Here is a 17,025-nt window from a genome sequence, read left to right on the forward strand (position 1 = left end):
ACGCATGCCAAGTAGTTCGATGCAAGAATTCATCTATTTAATATGAAATTAGTTAGTTGAATTCTTAATCGAGATATTTGCGCCTCGCTCATTTATATCACGGATGGAATTAAAGGCAGGAATCAAAATCATCAACACAGTCATACACGAATGTCTCAAAACGAAAAAGGACGCTATCGTAGCTGTAGTAGACCAAAATGGAGAGTTAGTCACCTTTGCGCGCACCGACGGTGCTCCGTTGAGTTCTCTACAGCTCGCCATCAACATGGCCTATACTGCTACTAGACTCCAGCAAGAGACGCAAACCTTCTCAACACAACTCGCACAAAAAAATCCTGAAGACCTCCGCTTTTACAACGATCCCAAAATTGTCACTTGGCCAGGAGGCATCCCCGTCTATGATCCAGCTGGCAAACTCATAGGAGGAATAGGTATCAGTGGTATGAGTGACGAAGAAAACATTGCGTTTGCGTATCAAGCACGCGAAGCAATCAAACCCACTCCACCCAAACCAGACAACAGCCTAAAGCTGTATTCGTAACCATTCAACATTCACTAGCATAGCAACGATCACCATGGAAATAGGCGAAAATAACCTACTCAAAGTCAATAGATTCACAGATAATGGAGCATACCTCATCGACGCAGATCACACCGAGGTTCTCTTACCCAACAAGTACGTTTCCGAGGACCTCACCATAGGAGATGAGATCGATGTATTCGTATACACCGACTCTCAGGATCGCAATGTAGCCACCACCCTGACACCACTCGCCAAACGAAATCAATTCGCCTGCCTACAGGTCAAGGATGTCAGTCAATACGGTGCTTTTATGGACTGGGGATTAGAGAAAGATCTTTTTGTACCTTTTAGCGAGCAAGATCGACGACTAAAACCAGGACAATGGAACCTTGTCTACTTGTATCTCGACTCGATCACCAAACGCGTCGCAGCAAGTACACGTATCCACCTATTCGTAGCTCGAGACATTATGGATATCGAGGAAGGAGACGAAGCGGACATCATCATAGGCGAAACCACCATCAACGGAATCAAAACCATTATAAACCAAAAATACCTTGGTCTGATATACGAGAACGAAACTTTCGAAGAACTCAACAAAGGAGAAAAACGAAAAGGATACATCAAAACCATTCGCCCAGATGGAAAAATTGACGTTTCACTCCGAAAATCAGGAATTGAAATTCTAGAAGAAGGAGCTGAAAAAATCATAAGCTACCTCAACAGTCACGACGGCCAACTGTCTCTTCATGACAAAAGTTCTCCTGAAGAAATCCAGTCCGTTCTCCAAATGAGTAAAAAGAATTTCAAACGCTCAATTGGTATACTATACAAGAAAAAAATGATAGTTATCAAAGATGAAGAAATTGTACTAGCCTAACATTTTTACGTTTATTTAGATTTAATACAAATAAGACTTGGATAAACCATTCCGAGTCTTATTTTTGCATAGAATGAATCTAAATAGATAACACAGTGCCTATAACTCAATCCGTCATCATCGCTGACTCCAACTACCTAAGCATGCAAGGATTGCAAAACATTGTCACCAACAACAGCGCCTTAGAGCTCATTGAGTCTATATCCGATATCGCTGAGCGGGCTCAATTTCAATACGATCAAGCAGACATCTATATCATCAATACCAGCCGAAACACAAAGGTGCTAACAGAACTCGCAATGAACGTATCTTCTTCTAAGCGTGTACTGGCCATTGCCAATACTTCAGAAGTCGCTGGAATAAAAAAACTCTGGAAACATGGTATCCAAAGCATCGTCACAGACCACTGTAGTGAACAAGAAATTTCTCAAGCCATCGAACACCTCGCCAACAAAGAAAATTTCTACTGCAATACGATCTTAGATTTAATCAAACGTAAAAGTAAGACCTCTCCCCGATTTGGGCTTACTAAAAGAGAATATGAAATCCTGCTCCTAATCACCAAAGGCAAGAGTTCGAAAGACATCTCAGAACAGCTTTTCTTAAGCCCCCACACAGTTAATTCGCATCGCAAAAACATCCTCAAAAAGCTCAACCTAAAATCACCCGCCGAACTCATCATCTTTGCTTTGGACAACAATATCTAGACACGTTCATTGCTTATTTTAAACCTCCTGCTATTTATCCCAACTAGTCGTTTGTCATTACTTCACGGATAACACTAATATCTTGTTGATTGTTTTATACTTCTAATATTTCCTCTTAGCTTTGGCACATACTTTAGGGGTGCCCACAGATGCTGTGGCTGAGACAATACCCTCAATACCTGATACTGGTAATTCAGTCGAAGGGAAAAGTCAGGCACTTCACGTGGCTCCTAAAGGTAAAACCGATTCAATATGAAATTCAAATTGAACAACGAGGAGCAAATTCTTCAGGACGATCACACACAACTAACATCAGTATTAAAGGAAAAAAACCTTTATATTGAAAGAGGAATTGCTGTGGCGATCAATGACGAAATTCTTCCCAAATCAAATTGGGAAGAATACCTCATACAAGAAAACGACAATATTCTGATCATCACCGCCACACAAGGTGGATAATTGAAACATTATGGCTAAAGACGAACAAATCCCAAGAGAGGAGAAAATCACAAGAGACCCATTCCCTGCTTCCAAAAAAATCTATGTCAAAGGAGAAATCCATGACATCAAAGTGGCGATGCGTGAGATCACATTGAACGACACAGTGCTGAAATTCAACCCTTCTGCACCCAAAGAAAAAAACCCAGCAGTGACCGTCTATGACACCAGTGGACCATTCACTGATCCAGATATAGCCATCGATGTAAGAAAAGGGATTCCAAAGCTAAGAGAGCAATGGATCAAAGACCGTGGCGATGTAGAGCAACTGGACAGTATCTCTTCTAACTATGGTCAAGAGCGACTCGACGATTCTAGTCTTGATGACCTTCGGTTCGAATACATTGCTAAGCCTTACAAAGCAAAAAAAGGCGCGAATGTGTCTCAACTGCACTATGCCAAAAAAGGCATCATCACTGCAGAAATGGAGTACATCGCGATCAGAGAAAATCAAAAAATCGATGAGTGGAACCATCTCAACGTCCAGCATCCAGGCGAAAGCTTTGGTGCCAATACTCCAAAAGGTAAAATCACGCCTGAGTTCGTCCGAGATGAAATCGCTGCAGGTCGTGCAATTATCCCTAACAACATCAACCACCCTGAGTCTGAACCTATGATCATTGGTCGTAACTTCCTCGTGAAGATCAACGCCAATATCGGTAACTCAGCGGTCTCCTCCTCTATCGAAGAAGAAGTAGAGAAAGCAGTGTGGGCGTGCCACTGGGGTGCAGACACTATCATGGATTTGTCTACTGGTAAGAACATCCATGAGACAAGAGAATGGATACTAAGAAACTCTCCTGTGCCAATCGGAACCGTGCCAATCTATCAAGCATTGGAGAAAGTAAACGGAAAGTCTGAAGACCTCACATGGGAAATATTCAGAGACACGTTGATCGAGCAAGCTGAGCAAGGTGTAGATTACTTCACCATACATGCCGGTGTACTCCTAAGATATGTACCACTGACGGCTAAACGTGTCACCGGTATCGTATCACGTGGCGGGTCTATCATGGCCAAATGGTGTCTAGCACACCACAAAGAAAGCTTCCTCTACACACACTTCGAAGAAATTTGTGAAATCATGAAAGCTTACGATGTGGCCTTCTCTTTAGGAGATGGATTAAGACCTGGTTCACTGGCAGATGCCAACGATGAAGCGCAGTTTGGAGAATTAGAAACACTCGGTGAGCTGACTAAAATCGCTTGGAAACATGATGTACAAGTGATGATCGAAGGACCTGGTCATGTACCAATGCACATGATCAAAGAAAACATGGAAAAGCAACTCGAAGCGTGTGACGAAGCACCATTCTACACACTCGGGCCATTGACGACTGATATAGCTCCAGGTTATGATCATATCACCTCTGGTATCGGAGCAGCGATGATTGGTTGGTATGGTTGTGCTATGCTATGCTATGTGACGCCTAAAGAGCATTTGGGACTCCCAAACAAGAAAGATGTAAAAGATGGTGTGATCACTTACAAGATCGCAGCACATGCCGCGGATTTGGCCAAAGGTCACCCAGGATCACAATATAGAGACAACGCACTCTCGAAAGCTAGATTCGAGTTTAGATGGGAAGATCAATTCAACCTATCTCTCGACCCAGATACCGCAAGAGAGTTTCATGACGAGACCTTACCAGCAGAAGGAGCCAAAGTAGCGCACTTCTGTTCAATGTGTGGACCGAATTTCTGTTCGATGAAAATCACGCAGGATGTACGTGAGTTTGCAGCAGCCAACGAACTAACCGAGCAAGATGCTCTCGGAAAAGGAATGGCTGAAAAAGCCAAGGAATTTACTGAGAAAGGAAGCGAAATATATCTAGAGCAATAGCGATTGAAAATCGTCATCATTACACCAGAGACGCTGGTGGATCAAGAGCTTGAGACCTGCAACGAACTGCTGCAACATGACGTTCGTTTGCATATCCGAAAGCCGCATGGATCAAAAGATGAATTAACAAGATATTTAGATCAGATAGATCCGTTACATTATGAAAAAATCAGCCTCCATCAGCATCATAGTCTGGTGGAGGAATTGAAACTGGGAGGTAAACACTGGAAGTCAGACCAAATAATAGACAACCAATGCTTAACAATCCGTTCCAAGTCATTTCATAATTGGGAAGACCTAGTACAGGAAACAGCTGCAATAGATTATGGCTTTTTAAGTCCCATATACGATAGTATCTCCAAACGGGGATATACATCAGGATTTGATGAGACCAAGCTAAAAAAGTGGGTAACACATAGCAAGCCCTTTCCCGTATACGCTTTGGGTGGTGTCACATTTGACAAACTGGAAGCACTACAGGACTTAGGTTTCGATGGGGCGGCACTACTGGGAGCTTTTTGGAATTTATCGGATATTAAATTACGCTTGAAAACACTTAAACAAATAACTCATGGCAATAGCAAAAGATAATCTAGTATTAAGTATCGCAGGGTTTGACCCCTGTGGTGGTGCAGGCATATTGGCCGACATACAGACCATGCATCAGCTCAAAGTGCAAGGAATGGCAGTAGTGACTGCTCTAACCTATCAAAACGAGGACGACCTGTGGGGTATAGAGTGGAAAGATTTTGACCCCATCAAATCACAAATTGATGCACTACTAGCAGATTACAGTTTTAGTGTTGTCAAAATAGGGATTATCAACGGACTAGACCTGCTCAACAAACTACTCCAGTATCTTGAAAAAAGAATTCCTAACGCTAGGATCATTTGGGATCCCGTTTTAAAATCTTCATCAGGATTTGATTTCGTCAAAAAAGTCGAGTCGGATGAGTTTCAAAACATCCTGAAACGTGTACACCTGATTACACCCAACCGATGGGAATTCGATAAGATTTCGGCTGCATTAGGTTCAGAAACCTGGCCTACCAACGTACTCAAAAAAGGAGGACACAGTGACACCTCTGACACCAGTGATATTTTGATTAAACCAGACGGTAGCCAAGTCAAAATAGAAGGAAAACGCATCGAAGGAAAAGACAAACACGGCACTGGATGTGTACTTTCTTCGGCAGTAGCTGCCAGCATCAACAAAGGTATGTCACTAGAAGACGCCTGTAAAGCAGCCAAAGAGTACACGGAAAAATATCTACAAACAGGAACAGCCAAATTAGGAAGACATTTTGAAATCAACGCATGATCAGTAGGTTACATTACATATCCCAAGAAACAGCAGACAAGTCTCATCTTCAAAACATAGAAGAGGCATGTCAAGCTGGCGTGGACTGGGTACAATTAAGAGTAAAGAACAAAAGTGATAATGAAGTGCTAGCAATAGCAACTGAAGCGAAAGAAATTTGCAAGAAGTACAAAGCTAAGCTCATCATCAATGACCATGTGGCCATTGCCAAAAAGGTGAAAGCCAATGGCGTACACCTTGGAAAAGAAGACATGGATCCCGCTGAGGCAAGAGAAATCCTTGGTGACAGACCTTATATTGGTGGTACAGCCAATACTTGGGAGGATGTAGAACGACTCGCTATGGCGGGGGTAGACTATATCGGACTAGGACCATTTAGAGATACCAGTACCAAAGAAAACCTCAGTCCTATCTTAGGGATCAAGGGTATTTCGGCGATATTAAACAACATGATCATTGGTGATATTCAAGTACCTATTATTGCTATTGGTGGGATACAAACAGAGGATATTTTTGATCTACAGCTATCCGGATGCCACGGTGTGGCAGTCGCCTCCCTCATCAACCTCTCTGACAACAAAAAAGAAACTGTAAACGACATCAATTACTGCTTGCCCGATGGAGAATTTTAAAATAGCCAACAAGGAATTTAAGTCTCGCTTGTTTACAGGCACTGGCAAATTCAAAAACAGCCAGTTGATGAAAGAAGCGTTAGAAGCATCAGAATCTGAACTGGCTACTGTAGCACTGAAACGTGTAGATGCAGGAGATGCGCATGACCAGATCCTCACACATCTTAACCATGACCGCATCAGTCTACTACCGAACACGTCTGGTGTTCGTACGGCGAAGGAGGCTGTATTTGCAGCGCAGTTGGCTCGGGAAGCATTGGAGACCAACTGGATCAAACTGGAGATCCATCCAGATCCTAAGTACCTGATGCCAGACCCCATAGAGACACTCAAGGCAACCGAAGAACTAGCCAAATTAGGTTTCATTGTCTTACCTTATATTCACGCTGACCCTGTGCTATGCAAACGTCTAGAAGATGCAGGTACATCAGCGGTCATGCCGCTCGGTTCTCCTATCGGCAGCAACAAAGGGTTGAAAACGATTGACTTTCTAGAAATCATCATCGAACAAGCCAATGTGCCCGTAGTGGTAGATGCAGGTATCGGTGCGCCTTCGGATGCTGCTAAAGCAATGGAGCTCGGAGCAGATGCATGTTTGGTCAACACGGCCATCGCCGTATCAGACAATCCAGTACAAATGGCAATCGCTTTCAAAATGGCTATCGAAGCAGGCCGCATGGCCTATGAAGCCAAACTCGCGTCACCCGTCAACAACGCCATGGCAAGCAGTCCACTAACAGCATTTTTAGATGAGCTTTAAGGAAGTATTCGATAAGTATTCATGGGATACGGTCAAAGAATCGATCTATGGCAAAACCAGCACGGATGTAGAACGTGCCCTGAGTAACCCTGAAAGGACACTAGAAGATTTCAAGGCGCTCATCTCTCCTGCTGCTGCGCCCTATCTGGAGCAAATGGCAAGGCTCAGTCATGAGATGACTTTGAAACGCTTTGGCAATACCATGCAGCTATATGCCCCACTCTACCTATCCAACGAGTGCCAAAACATCTGTACCTATTGTGGTTTTAGTCTGGACAACAAACTAAAACGCAAAACGCTCAACGACATAGAAATCGCCAAAGAAGTGAAGGCCATCAAAGCGATGGGTTTTCAACATGTGCTTTTGGTAACTGGAGAGGCAAACCAAACCGTAGGAGTCGACTACATCGAGCATGCCATACAGCAGATACGACCACACTTTGCGAATCTCAGTATGGAAGTGCAACCGATGGATCAGGACGAGTATGAACGATTGATACCACAGGGATTACACGCTGTACTGGTCTATCAAGAAACTTATCACAAGGAAGATTACAAAAAGCATCACCCAAAAGGCAAAAAGTCGAACTTCGACTACAGACTAGAAACACCAGATCGCCTCGGTAAAGCAGGTGTTCACAAAATGGGACTGGGTGCGCTCATCGGTCTAGAGGATTGGCGTGTGGACAGTTTCTTCGTCGCGTTACATCTAAGCTACCTAGAGCGTCAGTACTGGCAAACCAAATACAGCATTTCATTTCCTAGACTAAGACCGTTTTCTGGCGGACTAGAGCCTAAGGTAGAAATGGTGGATAGAGAACTGGTACAACTCATCTGTGCCTATAGAATCTTTAATCAGGAAATAGAACTATCCCTATCCACACGCGAGATGGAGACCTTTCGAAATCACGCTATTAGACTGGGCATTACAAGTATGAGTGCTGGATCCAAAACAAACCCAGGAGGCTATGCAGTAGAACCTCAGTCTCTAGAGCAGTTCGAGATATCTGACGAAAGAAGTCCTGAAACCATCAAACAGATGCTGGAGCAAAATGGGTACGAACCTGTTTGGAAAGATTGGGACATCACGCTGGAGCACTCCTAAACCCAACTAGTGTCTATGCCTCCATTGGTTTCGGTAATACTACCCTACTACAACGCTGAAGCCACTTTAGAAACCGCAGTTCAAAGCATACTCAGCCAATATTACGTGCATTTAGAACTGCTGCTGATTGACAACAATTCGTCAGATTCAGGAATGCAAATCGCACAACGATATGCTGCCAAAGACACAAGAGTACGGTTGATCCATGAGCCTAGACAAGGAGTGGTTTATGCAGCTAATACTGGGATTCGTTTAGCCAGAGGAGCGTACATCGCACGCATGGATGCTGATGACACTTGCAGCCCAAACCGTATCAGCAGTCAAGTGGAACAACTGACCAATGATGCTACACTCAGCATCTCTGCTACTCAGATAACCTACGGCTCCTCTAATCGCACCAATGACTTTCAGCATTTCATAGACTGGAGCAATAGTCTACTGAGCCACGAACAAATATTCCTCAATCGATTTGTAGAATTCCCAGTGGTCAACCCTACGCTGATGGTAAAAAAGGAGGTTTTTAACCAGATAGGATTATTTAGAGAAGGTGATTTTCCAGAAGATTATGAATGGTTTTTGAGAGCTATGGAGGCTGGATACCACATCGAAAAACTCGCTGAACCATTACTGATATGGCAGGACAGTGAAACGCGACTCACGCGCACAGACACGCGCTACGAGACAGAAGCATTCTTTCAGATCAAAACACAGTATTTGGCGAATGTCTTACAACAAAACAATCAAAAGTCCGTCTGGGTTTGGGGAGCGGGTAAACTCGCTTTGCGACGTAGCAAATGGCTCGAAGACCACCACATCCGCATCGCTGGCTATATAGATATCAAGAAGAACAAGCACCTAGCAGACTATTCATGTGTACACTTCGAGGACATCAACCCTACTGACCAGCCATTCATCATCAGTTATATTACCAACAGAGGACGCAGAGATGAAATCCGGGCATTTCTAAATCAAAAAGGATACAAAGAAGGTCATAACTATATTATAGCTGGATGACACAAATAAGTTGAGAACCTGAAATCCAATAATGATAGATAGGTTTTCAACCCTGATCTTTAAACACATATAAAAAATAATAAGAACGCCCTGTTCAACTATATCTCAAATTCATTTAACATTGCAGTGATTATTGGTTCAGCGAATGATTGCATCATTGGTTGATTAAAAGGGAATTCGGTTCACTATTACTTCTAAGTAGAACGATATAAAATCCGAAGCTGTCCCCGCAACTGTAGTCCTGAATACTGTCTAATCAGTATTATATTTTTGATCCACAACACCACTGGTGTGCACAGCACGCTGGGAAGGTAATCAAAAATCAGGAAAGCCAGGAGACCTGCCATTAATCTTAGTATTACGGAGCTTTCGGGTGAAAAGTCTTGGGATTCAGAGGGAGTATATTCTCATCTTGTCTACATAGCAGCTCTGTATAAACAAACGAACTATGCGGAGATTCTCCATCCTTTTGATGTATATGTGTACTGGGTATTGGACATGGGCACAGCAGGATTCTATCCTTTTAGAATCTGTACAAATACAATCCTCTCGGCTGGAGGTATTCGCTAGTGCGGATAGAACGACACGCATAGACAGCAACCAGCTTGCGCTCAATGATGGCAACTCCATAGCTATGCTTCTCACCAAATTCGCCCCGCTGAATATCCGCGCCTATGGTATCGGGGGATTGTCTACCGCATCCATGCGTGGCACGGGCAGCAACCAAACCGCAGTGCTCTGGGAAGGCATCAATCTCCAGAGTCAGATGAACGGCAGCCTCGATCTCAACCTAGTCCCGGCCTTCATGGTCGATGATGTGACAATACAAAGTGGTGGTGGTGCCTCGATGTTTGGATCTGGTGCGATGGGCGGCACGATACTATTGGGCAACCAAACACCAGTATTCAATCGTGGGCTAAACCTATCCCTACATGAGCAAATCGGTAGTTTTGGACTACAAAACCATGGGTTGAAACTAGGATTTTCTTCCAAAAAACTCAGCCTAGGTATTCGTGGATTCTATCGAAAAGCCGACAATGACTTTAGCTTCTACAATGATTTCACCCAATCCGAGGAGACCCAAAAAAACGCAAACATAGAACAGTACGGATTGCTAACAGAACTAGCCTATAGAGCCAACGACCACCAACTGATACAGATCAAACATTGGTATCAAAACAATGACACGCACATCCCAAAGACAGCCTCTGCAGGTCTACCCTCTCAGGCAGTTCAACAGGATGCCTTTCACCGAGGACTGGTCAAGTGGCAACAGTCCTTTTCCAACAAACTACAACTAGACTACAAACTCGGACTACTAGATCATATATTGGAGTACGATGACAAAATCAACACCCACTCCCACAACCATGCGCAGTCTGTCATCAATGAGGCACAACTACGCTATGCCGCAACCCAAAATATAGCTCTAGAACTAGGCATCAACCATACCTATGAAAACTCAACTGCAGACAACTACACAGACAAAGTCACCCGAAACAGAACCGCAATATTCCTATCGACACACTTCCTACTCTGGAACAAACTAGACCTAAACCTACTCGGTAGACAGAGTGTCATCGATGGCAATGCAGCCCCTTTCTTGCCCACACTGGGACTAAACTATCACGCCACAAACTGGCTAGACATCAAAGCCAAAGCAGCCAAAAGCTACCGCATACCGACATTCAACGATCTCTACTGGTCTGGCTCCTCTATGGGCAATCCCGATTTAGTTCCAGAGGAAGGGGTCAGTCTAGAGGCTGGCTATGTTCTGACTACTGATCAGCGGTTTTGGAGGGGCACCTACGAAGGCACAGTATTCTACAACAACATACAGGATTGGATACTATGGACACCTACAGGCAGTGTTTGGTCTCCCGAAAACAAAGAAGAGCTGTGGTCCTACGGCATAGAACAAAGCCTTAAGCTCACCGCACAATTCAACGACAACCAGCACGTATCTCTTAACGCCAATTATCAATACGTCTTGTCTACACTCAAACAACCCACAACTTTCATCCCAGAGATACAGACGACCTATACGCCCACTCATCAGGGCAATCTCTATGTGAGTTATGAATGGAAAAAAGCAAACATCGGTATCAACAACACCTACACAGGCAAACAGTATAGCGATGAGAGTAACGTAGAAATTCGGGCACTTGATCCTTACCTACTGACTGACATCAGCTGCGGCTATCGCTTTGTACTCAACAGAAAACATCAATTAGCTATCAGCCTACAAGTAAAAAACATCTTTGATATCGACTATGAAGTCAGGCGCGCCTACTACATGCCCGGTATCAACTATCAATTCAATCTTGTTTATAAGTTCAATTAACATATCACATGAAAACAAATACCATTTTTAACACACTCATTAGAGTATCCTTCATTGCAGTCACTGTATTTTTCGCAGCATGTAGCAGCGATGACGGGATCAAATTCACTCCAGGACAAGACGGTTTTTTCATCGTCAATGAAGGCGGTTTTGGCAATGGAAATGCTAGCCTTTCCTTCTATGATAAAACTAGTACTTCTGTCACCAACAACTTGTTCGAATCTACTACTGGCAAACCCTTAGGAGATCAAGCTCAGTCTATGACAGTCTACAATGATTTCGGATATATCGTCGTACAAAATTCTGCTAAAATAGAAGTCATCAGTACTGACGACTATGCTTTGGTCGCTACGATATCAGAAGGTCTTCCTTCTCCACGATACTTCTTAGGCATCAATGCTAGCAAAGGATATGTCTCTGACTGGGGTGCAGATGGATCAACGGGCACAATCAAAGTCATCGACCTAACCACCAATACAGTGACAAAAACTATTAGTACAGGATCTGGCACAAATCAGCTTGTACTCGTAGGAAACCACGTCTTTGCCGCCAACTCTGGTGGATGGAGCAATGACAACTCCGTAGTAGTCATAGATGCTGATACAGATGAGATCATCGAAACAATCACTGTAGGAGACAACCCGTCTACTCTAGTGGTAGACGAAGACAATGACGTATGGACAACAGGTGCTGGGCAGACAGTCTACAACGCAGACTGGTCTGTCAACACAGAAGAATCTACACCAGCATTCCTTGCTAAAATAGACCATGAGGATTTCGAAGTAGCACTAAAAATCGATGCACCTAGCGTAGGCATGGGACCTGCAGGTCTCAAGGTTGATTCTAATGGTAGCACATTGGTATTCAAATACGATGGCGCGATCTTCAGTACCGATACCGAGACTGTCTCTAGCACAGATGACTTCACGAAGATTATCGAAACGGACTTCATATATGGCCTCAGTATCGACGCTTCTGAAAACCACATCATCCTCGGTATAGCACCTGACTACACGAACCCTGGGTCTATCAAGCGATACGATATCACAGGCTCTTTCATAGACGAACACACCGTAGGTATCGGACCGAACGGCATAGCATACTAACCCTAATCCACCCTGACTTGATACTCCGCCGAGGCGGAGTATCTTTACCCTATGATCACCTATATCTCAGGAGGCGAAAGATCAGGAAAATCCTCCTTCGCACAACAAACAGCTCTTAATCACTCGGACACCCCTATTTATTTGGCAACTGCCAAAAAATGGGACGAGGATTTCGAAGAGCGTATCCATAGACACCAGCAGGATCGAAACCAGCAATGGACGACCATCGAAGCGCAAATCGAGCTATCAACCGCACTCTCTCCTAACCAAACTGTCGTCATAGACTGTGTCACACTATGGCTCACCAATATATTCTCCGCCAACCAATATGACCGAGATCGTTCGTTTGCCCAGACACAGACAGAATTCGAAAAGCTGACACACTACGATGGACACCTCATCATCATCTCCAACGAAATCGGCATGGGACTCCACGCCGAATCCAAGATGGGACGTGACTTTGTTGAACTCCAAGGCTGGACCAACCAGCTGATTGCCAAAACTGCCGACCAAGCCTATTTCATGGTCTCAGGACTTCCGCTCCAAACTAAATAAAATGAAAAATTACTTCATCGAGAAGCCTAGCCAAACCATACTGGATCAGGTTAAACACAAAATAGATCTCAAAACCAAACCCCTCGGTTCGCTGGGTCAATTGGAATCCATCGCAAAGAAAATTTGCCTCATACAACAAACACGCTCACCTAAACTCAACTATCCTGCTATGTTAGTCTTTGCGGGAGATCACGGACTCACCGATGAGAACATCAGTGCATTTCCTCAGGAAGTCACGCACCAGATGGTGCTCAACTTTCTATCTGGAGGCGCTGCAATCAACGTATTTTGCCAACAAAACCAAATCAACCTCAGCGTAGTAGACGCTGGCGTCAACCATACCTTTGCACATCACCCTGATCTAATTGATAGAAAAATAGGCTTTGGCACTACCAACTCACTACACGAAGAAGCCATGACCGACAAGGAATTTAACCAAGCCATGGCAGCTGGCGCACAACTCGTCGATAGGAAGTTCACCAAGGGCTGCAACATCATCGGTTTCGGTGAGATGGGAATTGGCAATACATCCGCTTCTAGTCTACTTATGAGTGCCTTCACAGACTGTAGCCTAGAGGACTGTGTTGGTCGTGGCACAGGAATAGATGATCAAGGACTCCACCACAAAATCGATGTACTCCAAAAAGTCTATGCGCAACACAAGGCAAAACTCAATGATCCATTGACCTTCTTCCGCTGTGTCGCAGGATTCGAAATGGCCATGATGCTAGGCGCGATGGTACAGGCTGCCGAAAACAAAATGATCCTGCTCATAGATGGTTTCATTGCCAGTGCGGTGTTCTTGGCAGCTTATCAGCAATACCCTAACCTAATGTGCTACGCACTCTTTTGCCATCAATCCGACGAACATGGCCACCAATCTCTACTAGACCATCTGGGACAAGAGCCCATACTCAAGATGAACCTAAGACTAGGAGAAGGTACGGGATGCGCACTCGCCTACCCTATCATCCAATCTAGTGTAGCTTTCATCAACCAAATGGCTAGTTTTGAGTCAGCATCTATCACCAATAAACCCTAATGCGCAAAGAATTACAGATTTTCCTCACTGCCATCATGTTCTACACCCGGATCCCCTGTCCACGATGGGTGGATCATTCTGCAGATCATCTCAACCAAGCCACACGCTATTTTCCACTAATAGGATGGGTCGTCGGAGGTGCTAGTGCGCTGGTATTATATGGTGCAGGGCAAGTACTTCCTATCAGTCTAGCCGTTTTGATCTCCATGGTGGTTAGTATTTTAATCACAGGTGGCTTCCATGAAGATGGCTTTGCGGATGTCTGTGATGGTTTCGGAGGAGGATGGACCAAAGAAAAAATACTGACGATCATGAAAGACAGTGTACTCGGTGCCTATGGGGTCATTGGGGTCATGCTCGTCTTGATGATCAAATTCTTTTCGCTCAGCGAACTCGTACAGCAGGTTGACCTTTGGACTGCATGCATGGTACTATTCGTCGCACATAGCCTTAGTCGCACGGTATCGGTATGGATGATATTCACCGATAGCTATGTCCGCGAAAATGAGGACGCCAAAGCCAAGCCCATCGCCAAACAGATGTCCAAAGCGACCTTTCTAGTTGCCAATCTATTTGGGTTCATCCCTTTGGTTTTGATTCCTAAAATAGAAATATTGCTTTTGATCCCCGTACTACTCATGGTCAAGTGGTACTTTTCTCGCTACTTCAAAAAATGGATAGGTGGCTATACTGGCGACTGTCTAGGTGCAGTGCAGCAAGTCGCCGAGCTCATCATTTACCTCACGATACTCATACTATGGAAATATATCTAGTCCGCCACACCACCCCTGACATAGCCAAAGGCATCTGCTATGGCCAGTCCAACATCCCACTCGCCAAAGGCTACCAGCAGGAACTCGCACGTACTGCCACGCTACTCCCAGAACATATCGATGTATGCTACACCAGTCCGCTACTACGCTGCAAGGCTCTCGCCACCGAACTATCAGACGAGATACACGTAGACAAACGCCTCTTGGAGCTCAACTTTGGTACATGGGAACTCTCAGCATGGGACGACATCCCCGCAGACCAGCTCACTCCATGGATGGCAAACTACATCAACACACCTCCACCCAAAGGAGAAACCTATCAGCAGCTCGCCGACCGTATCGGTACTTTCTGGACAGAACTAGTAGCGACATCCGCAGACACCGTACTGATCGTGTCTCATGCCGGAGCGATGCGCGCCATCCTCGCCCAACTGCTACATCTCGACCTAGCCGATAGTTTCAAACTACAACTAGACTATGGTAGCGTCACCAAAATAAAAGCCGATGGAGACCAAACCACACTCTGCTACACCAATAGGACATGAACAAAATCCCGATTACAGTCAGCTGGAGTGGTGGCAAAGACTCAGCCTACATGCTATACCTCCTACTACAGGACGACCGCTATCAGGTCGTAGAACTACACACGGCACTATCCGCTACGAACGATCGAGTATCCATGCACGGCGTGTCCAAAACACTCATGGAGGCACAGGCAGAGGCCATCGGACTGCCCATCACCTTTCTCTCCATCCCTGTTGATCAAACCAACGACAGCTACGAAGAGGCACTAGCTACCTACTACACCAATCTCAAGCGCCGCAACATCCATCATGTCGCCTCTGGTGATATATTTTTGGAGGATCTTCAAACCTACAGAGAAGGCATCTTTGCCAGTCACGGTATCACAGGCATCTACCCCCTATGGAATAAAGATACCACCACTTTGATCCAGGACATATTGGGTGTGGGATTCCAAACGATACTCTGCTGCACCAAGCAATCGCTATTCAGCACTTCGATCTGTGGTCAAGTACTGACACCCGAGCTCATACAAACCTTCCCGTCCAGTGTAGACCCATGCGGGGAAAACGGAGAGTTCCACTCCTATGTATTCGACGGCCCTATCTTTCGTTATCCAATAGACTATATCAAAAAAGACATCACTCAAAAAAGCTACCAACACCAACTCGACAATGGTGACACACTAGAAACCCTATTCGAATTCGCAGATTTAGACTTGGCCTCCCACAGTTAATCATAGCCAATGGTTACGAACACATCGTGATGAAGTAACTTATGTTCCTTCCCAAGACAGGTTACCCCTCTTTATACAGTACAAATAATTTATTCTATATCTCGAAGGATTCGTTGTGCTATTTTGCTTCTGATTGCTTTCTTTTGGCCTCAAAAAAAGAGTAAATGAACATGAAAATGAGAATATACCACCGCTACTTGGGATTCTTCCTTGCAGGAATCATGGCGGTGTATGCCCTAAGTGGAATCATATTAATATTTAGGGATACAGACACTTTCCACATTGTCGAAACCGTAGAAAAGGTTTTGCCAGAAGGTACGGAACTAGAAAACCTAGGCAAAGAACTAGGTATCAAGCGTTTTCGCATCGACCGTGTCGAATCAGATGTGGCGTATTTCAGAGACGGCACTTATGATATCGAGACCCGTACGGCGGTCTATACTAAAAAGGAAATGCCCTATTTGCTGGACAAGATGACACATCTGCACAAAGCCACTAGCAGTCGACCCCTCGCCTTCCTCAATATCTTTTTCGGCGTATCACTGTTCTTTTTTGTCATGTCTTCCTTCTGGATGTTTGTACCAGGAACGAGCGTATTCAAAAAAGGACTCTACTTTGCATTGGCAGGTTTAGCCTTGACGCTACTGGTACTCTTCGTCTAGTT

At 44.6% G+C, this 17,025-nt stretch carries 19 protein-coding genes and 2 riboswitches; all 19 genes read left to right on the forward strand.

Features of this window, described 5'->3' with window-relative positions; genetic code table 11:
• Positions 1–103 precede the first annotated feature (103 nt).
• The 19 genes from BGP76_RS07005 (at position 104) to BGP76_RS07095 (ending at position 17,023) form a co-directional block, all read left to right on the forward strand.
• Positions 104–541 (forward strand): heme-binding protein, encoded by a 438-nt coding sequence (locus BGP76_RS07005; RefSeq protein WP_119844099.1) that lies wholly within the window; start codon positions 104–106, stop codon positions 539–541.
• A 34-nt stretch (positions 542–575) separates the two neighbouring features.
• Entirely contained in the window at positions 576–1,403 is an 828-nt protein-coding gene (locus BGP76_RS07010) for a S1 RNA-binding domain-containing protein (RefSeq protein ID WP_119844100.1), read from the forward strand.
• Between the two features lie 95 nt (positions 1,404–1,498).
• Positions 1,499–2,110: a response regulator transcription factor gene (locus tag BGP76_RS07015; protein ID WP_119844101.1), complete on the forward strand. Its 612-nt coding sequence runs from the start codon at positions 1,499–1,501 to the stop codon at positions 2,108–2,110.
• Positions 2,111–2,235: 125 nt separating this feature from the next.
• A riboswitch (TPP riboswitch) is annotated at positions 2,236–2,333 on the forward strand.
• 29 nt (positions 2,334–2,362) lie between these two features.
• On the forward strand, positions 2,363–2,569 hold the full coding sequence (thiS, locus tag BGP76_RS07020) for a sulfur carrier protein ThiS (RefSeq protein WP_073123248.1): 207 nt from the start codon (positions 2,363–2,365) through the stop codon (positions 2,567–2,569).
• Between the two features lie 10 nt (positions 2,570–2,579).
• Complete coding sequence (gene thiC, locus BGP76_RS07025; RefSeq protein WP_073123250.1) at positions 2,580–4,451, forward strand: phosphomethylpyrimidine synthase ThiC; 1,872 nt, start codon at positions 2,580–2,582, stop codon at positions 4,449–4,451.
• Positions 4,452–4,454: 3 nt separating this feature from the next.
• Positions 4,455–5,042: a thiamine phosphate synthase gene (locus BGP76_RS07030; RefSeq protein ID WP_119844102.1), complete on the forward strand. Its 588-nt coding sequence runs from the start codon at positions 4,455–4,457 to the stop codon at positions 5,040–5,042.
• Positions 5,023–5,772, forward strand: a complete 750-nt coding sequence (locus BGP76_RS07035; RefSeq protein WP_119844103.1) for a hydroxymethylpyrimidine/phosphomethylpyrimidine kinase — start codon at positions 5,023–5,025, stop codon at positions 5,770–5,772. Before BGP76_RS07030 ends, BGP76_RS07035 begins: the two co-directional genes overlap by 20 nt.
• The gene (locus BGP76_RS07040; RefSeq protein WP_073123254.1) at positions 5,769–6,404 is read left to right on the forward strand and encodes a thiamine phosphate synthase; all 636 of its coding nucleotides are present in this window, start codon (positions 5,769–5,771) and stop codon (positions 6,402–6,404) included. The genes BGP76_RS07035 and BGP76_RS07040 overlap by 4 nt, the downstream gene beginning before the upstream one ends.
• Positions 6,391–7,164, forward strand: a complete 774-nt coding sequence (locus BGP76_RS07045; protein ID WP_119844104.1) for a thiazole synthase — start codon at positions 6,391–6,393, stop codon at positions 7,162–7,164. The genes BGP76_RS07040 and BGP76_RS07045 overlap by 14 nt, the downstream gene beginning before the upstream one ends.
• Positions 7,154–8,269 (forward strand): 2-iminoacetate synthase ThiH, encoded by a 1,116-nt coding sequence (thiH, locus tag BGP76_RS07050; RefSeq protein WP_119844105.1) that lies wholly within the window; start codon positions 7,154–7,156, stop codon positions 8,267–8,269. The genes BGP76_RS07045 and thiH overlap by 11 nt, the downstream gene beginning before the upstream one ends.
• Before the next feature lie 15 nt (positions 8,270–8,284).
• Positions 8,285–9,283: a glycosyltransferase family 2 protein gene (locus tag BGP76_RS07055; RefSeq protein ID WP_119844106.1), complete on the forward strand. Its 999-nt coding sequence runs from the start codon at positions 8,285–8,287 to the stop codon at positions 9,281–9,283.
• Between the two features lie 117 nt (positions 9,284–9,400).
• Positions 9,401–9,646: riboswitch (cobalamin riboswitch) on the forward strand.
• 85 nt (positions 9,647–9,731) lie between these two features.
• On the forward strand, positions 9,732–11,627 hold the full coding sequence (locus BGP76_RS07060) for a TonB-dependent siderophore receptor (protein WP_119844107.1): 1,896 nt from the start codon (positions 9,732–9,734) through the stop codon (positions 11,625–11,627).
• An 8-nt stretch (positions 11,628–11,635) separates the two neighbouring features.
• Positions 11,636–12,733: a DUF5074 domain-containing protein gene (locus BGP76_RS07065; RefSeq protein WP_119844108.1), complete on the forward strand. Its 1,098-nt coding sequence runs from the start codon at positions 11,636–11,638 to the stop codon at positions 12,731–12,733.
• Positions 12,734–12,784: 51 nt separating this feature from the next.
• Positions 12,785–13,288 (forward strand): bifunctional adenosylcobinamide kinase/adenosylcobinamide-phosphate guanylyltransferase, encoded by a 504-nt coding sequence (locus tag BGP76_RS07070; RefSeq protein ID WP_119844109.1) that lies wholly within the window; start codon positions 12,785–12,787, stop codon positions 13,286–13,288.
• Position 13,289: 1 nt separating this feature from the next.
• Entirely contained in the window at positions 13,290–14,330 is a 1,041-nt protein-coding gene (cobT, locus tag BGP76_RS07075) for a nicotinate-nucleotide--dimethylbenzimidazole phosphoribosyltransferase (protein WP_119844110.1), read from the forward strand.
• Entirely contained in the window at positions 14,330–15,103 is a 774-nt protein-coding gene (locus tag BGP76_RS07080; RefSeq protein WP_119844111.1) for an adenosylcobinamide-GDP ribazoletransferase, read from the forward strand. The genes cobT and BGP76_RS07080 overlap by 1 nt, the downstream gene beginning before the upstream one ends.
• Positions 15,088–15,648, forward strand: a complete 561-nt coding sequence (gene cobC / locus BGP76_RS07085) for an alpha-ribazole phosphatase family protein (protein WP_158584113.1) — start codon at positions 15,088–15,090, stop codon at positions 15,646–15,648. Before BGP76_RS07080 ends, cobC begins: the two co-directional genes overlap by 16 nt.
• A complete protein-coding gene (locus tag BGP76_RS07090; protein ID WP_119844113.1) occupies positions 15,645–16,361 on the forward strand; it encodes an ATP-binding protein in 717 nt (238 codons plus the stop codon). The genes cobC and BGP76_RS07090 overlap by 4 nt, the downstream gene beginning before the upstream one ends.
• A gap of 170 nt (positions 16,362–16,531) precedes the next feature.
• A complete protein-coding gene (locus BGP76_RS07095) occupies positions 16,532–17,023 on the forward strand; it encodes a hypothetical protein (RefSeq protein ID WP_119844342.1) in 492 nt (163 codons plus the stop codon).
• Positions 17,024–17,025: the final 2 nt, after the last annotated feature.

This window comes from Reichenbachiella sp. MSK19-1 (assembly GCF_003590315.1).
GTDB lineage: Bacteria > Bacteroidota > Bacteroidia > Cytophagales > Cyclobacteriaceae > Reichenbachiella > Reichenbachiella agariperforans.

Bases quoted from the DNA above. Each gene is read 5' to 3' on its own strand.
- BGP76_RS07005 (WP_119844099.1), top strand. From the start codon at position 104: ATGGAATTAAAGGCAGGAATCAAAATCATCAACACAGTCATACACGAA.
- BGP76_RS07010 (WP_119844100.1), top strand. From the start codon at position 576: ATGGAAATAGGCGAAAATAACCTACTCAAAGTCAATAGATTCACAGAT.
- thiS (WP_073123248.1), top strand. From the start codon at position 2,363: ATGAAATTCAAATTGAACAACGAGGAGCAAATTCTTCAGGACGATCAC.
- thiC (WP_073123250.1), top strand. From the start codon at position 2,580: ATGGCTAAAGACGAACAAATCCCAAGAGAGGAGAAAATCACAAGAGAC.
- BGP76_RS07035 (WP_119844103.1), top strand. From the start codon at position 5,023: ATGGCAATAGCAAAAGATAATCTAGTATTAAGTATCGCAGGGTTTGAC.
- BGP76_RS07040 (WP_073123254.1), top strand. From the start codon at position 5,769: ATGATCAGTAGGTTACATTACATATCCCAAGAAACAGCAGACAAGTCT.
- BGP76_RS07045 (WP_119844104.1), top strand. From the start codon at position 6,391: ATGGAGAATTTTAAAATAGCCAACAAGGAATTTAAGTCTCGCTTGTTT.
- thiH (WP_119844105.1), top strand. From the start codon at position 7,154: ATGAGCTTTAAGGAAGTATTCGATAAGTATTCATGGGATACGGTCAAA.
- BGP76_RS07055 (WP_119844106.1), top strand. From the start codon at position 8,285: ATGCCTCCATTGGTTTCGGTAATACTACCCTACTACAACGCTGAAGCC.
- BGP76_RS07060 (WP_119844107.1), top strand. From the start codon at position 9,732: ATGCGGAGATTCTCCATCCTTTTGATGTATATGTGTACTGGGTATTGG.
- BGP76_RS07065 (WP_119844108.1), top strand. From the start codon at position 11,636: ATGAAAACAAATACCATTTTTAACACACTCATTAGAGTATCCTTCATT.
- BGP76_RS07070 (WP_119844109.1), top strand. From the start codon at position 12,785: ATGATCACCTATATCTCAGGAGGCGAAAGATCAGGAAAATCCTCCTTC.
- cobT (WP_119844110.1), top strand. From the start codon at position 13,290: ATGAAAAATTACTTCATCGAGAAGCCTAGCCAAACCATACTGGATCAG.
- BGP76_RS07080 (WP_119844111.1), top strand. From the start codon at position 14,330: ATGCGCAAAGAATTACAGATTTTCCTCACTGCCATCATGTTCTACACC.
- cobC (WP_158584113.1), top strand. From the start codon at position 15,088: ATGGAAATATATCTAGTCCGCCACACCACCCCTGACATAGCCAAAGGC.
- BGP76_RS07090 (WP_119844113.1), top strand. From the start codon at position 15,645: ATGAACAAAATCCCGATTACAGTCAGCTGGAGTGGTGGCAAAGACTCA.
- BGP76_RS07095 (WP_119844342.1), top strand. From the start codon at position 16,532: ATGAAAATGAGAATATACCACCGCTACTTGGGATTCTTCCTTGCAGGA.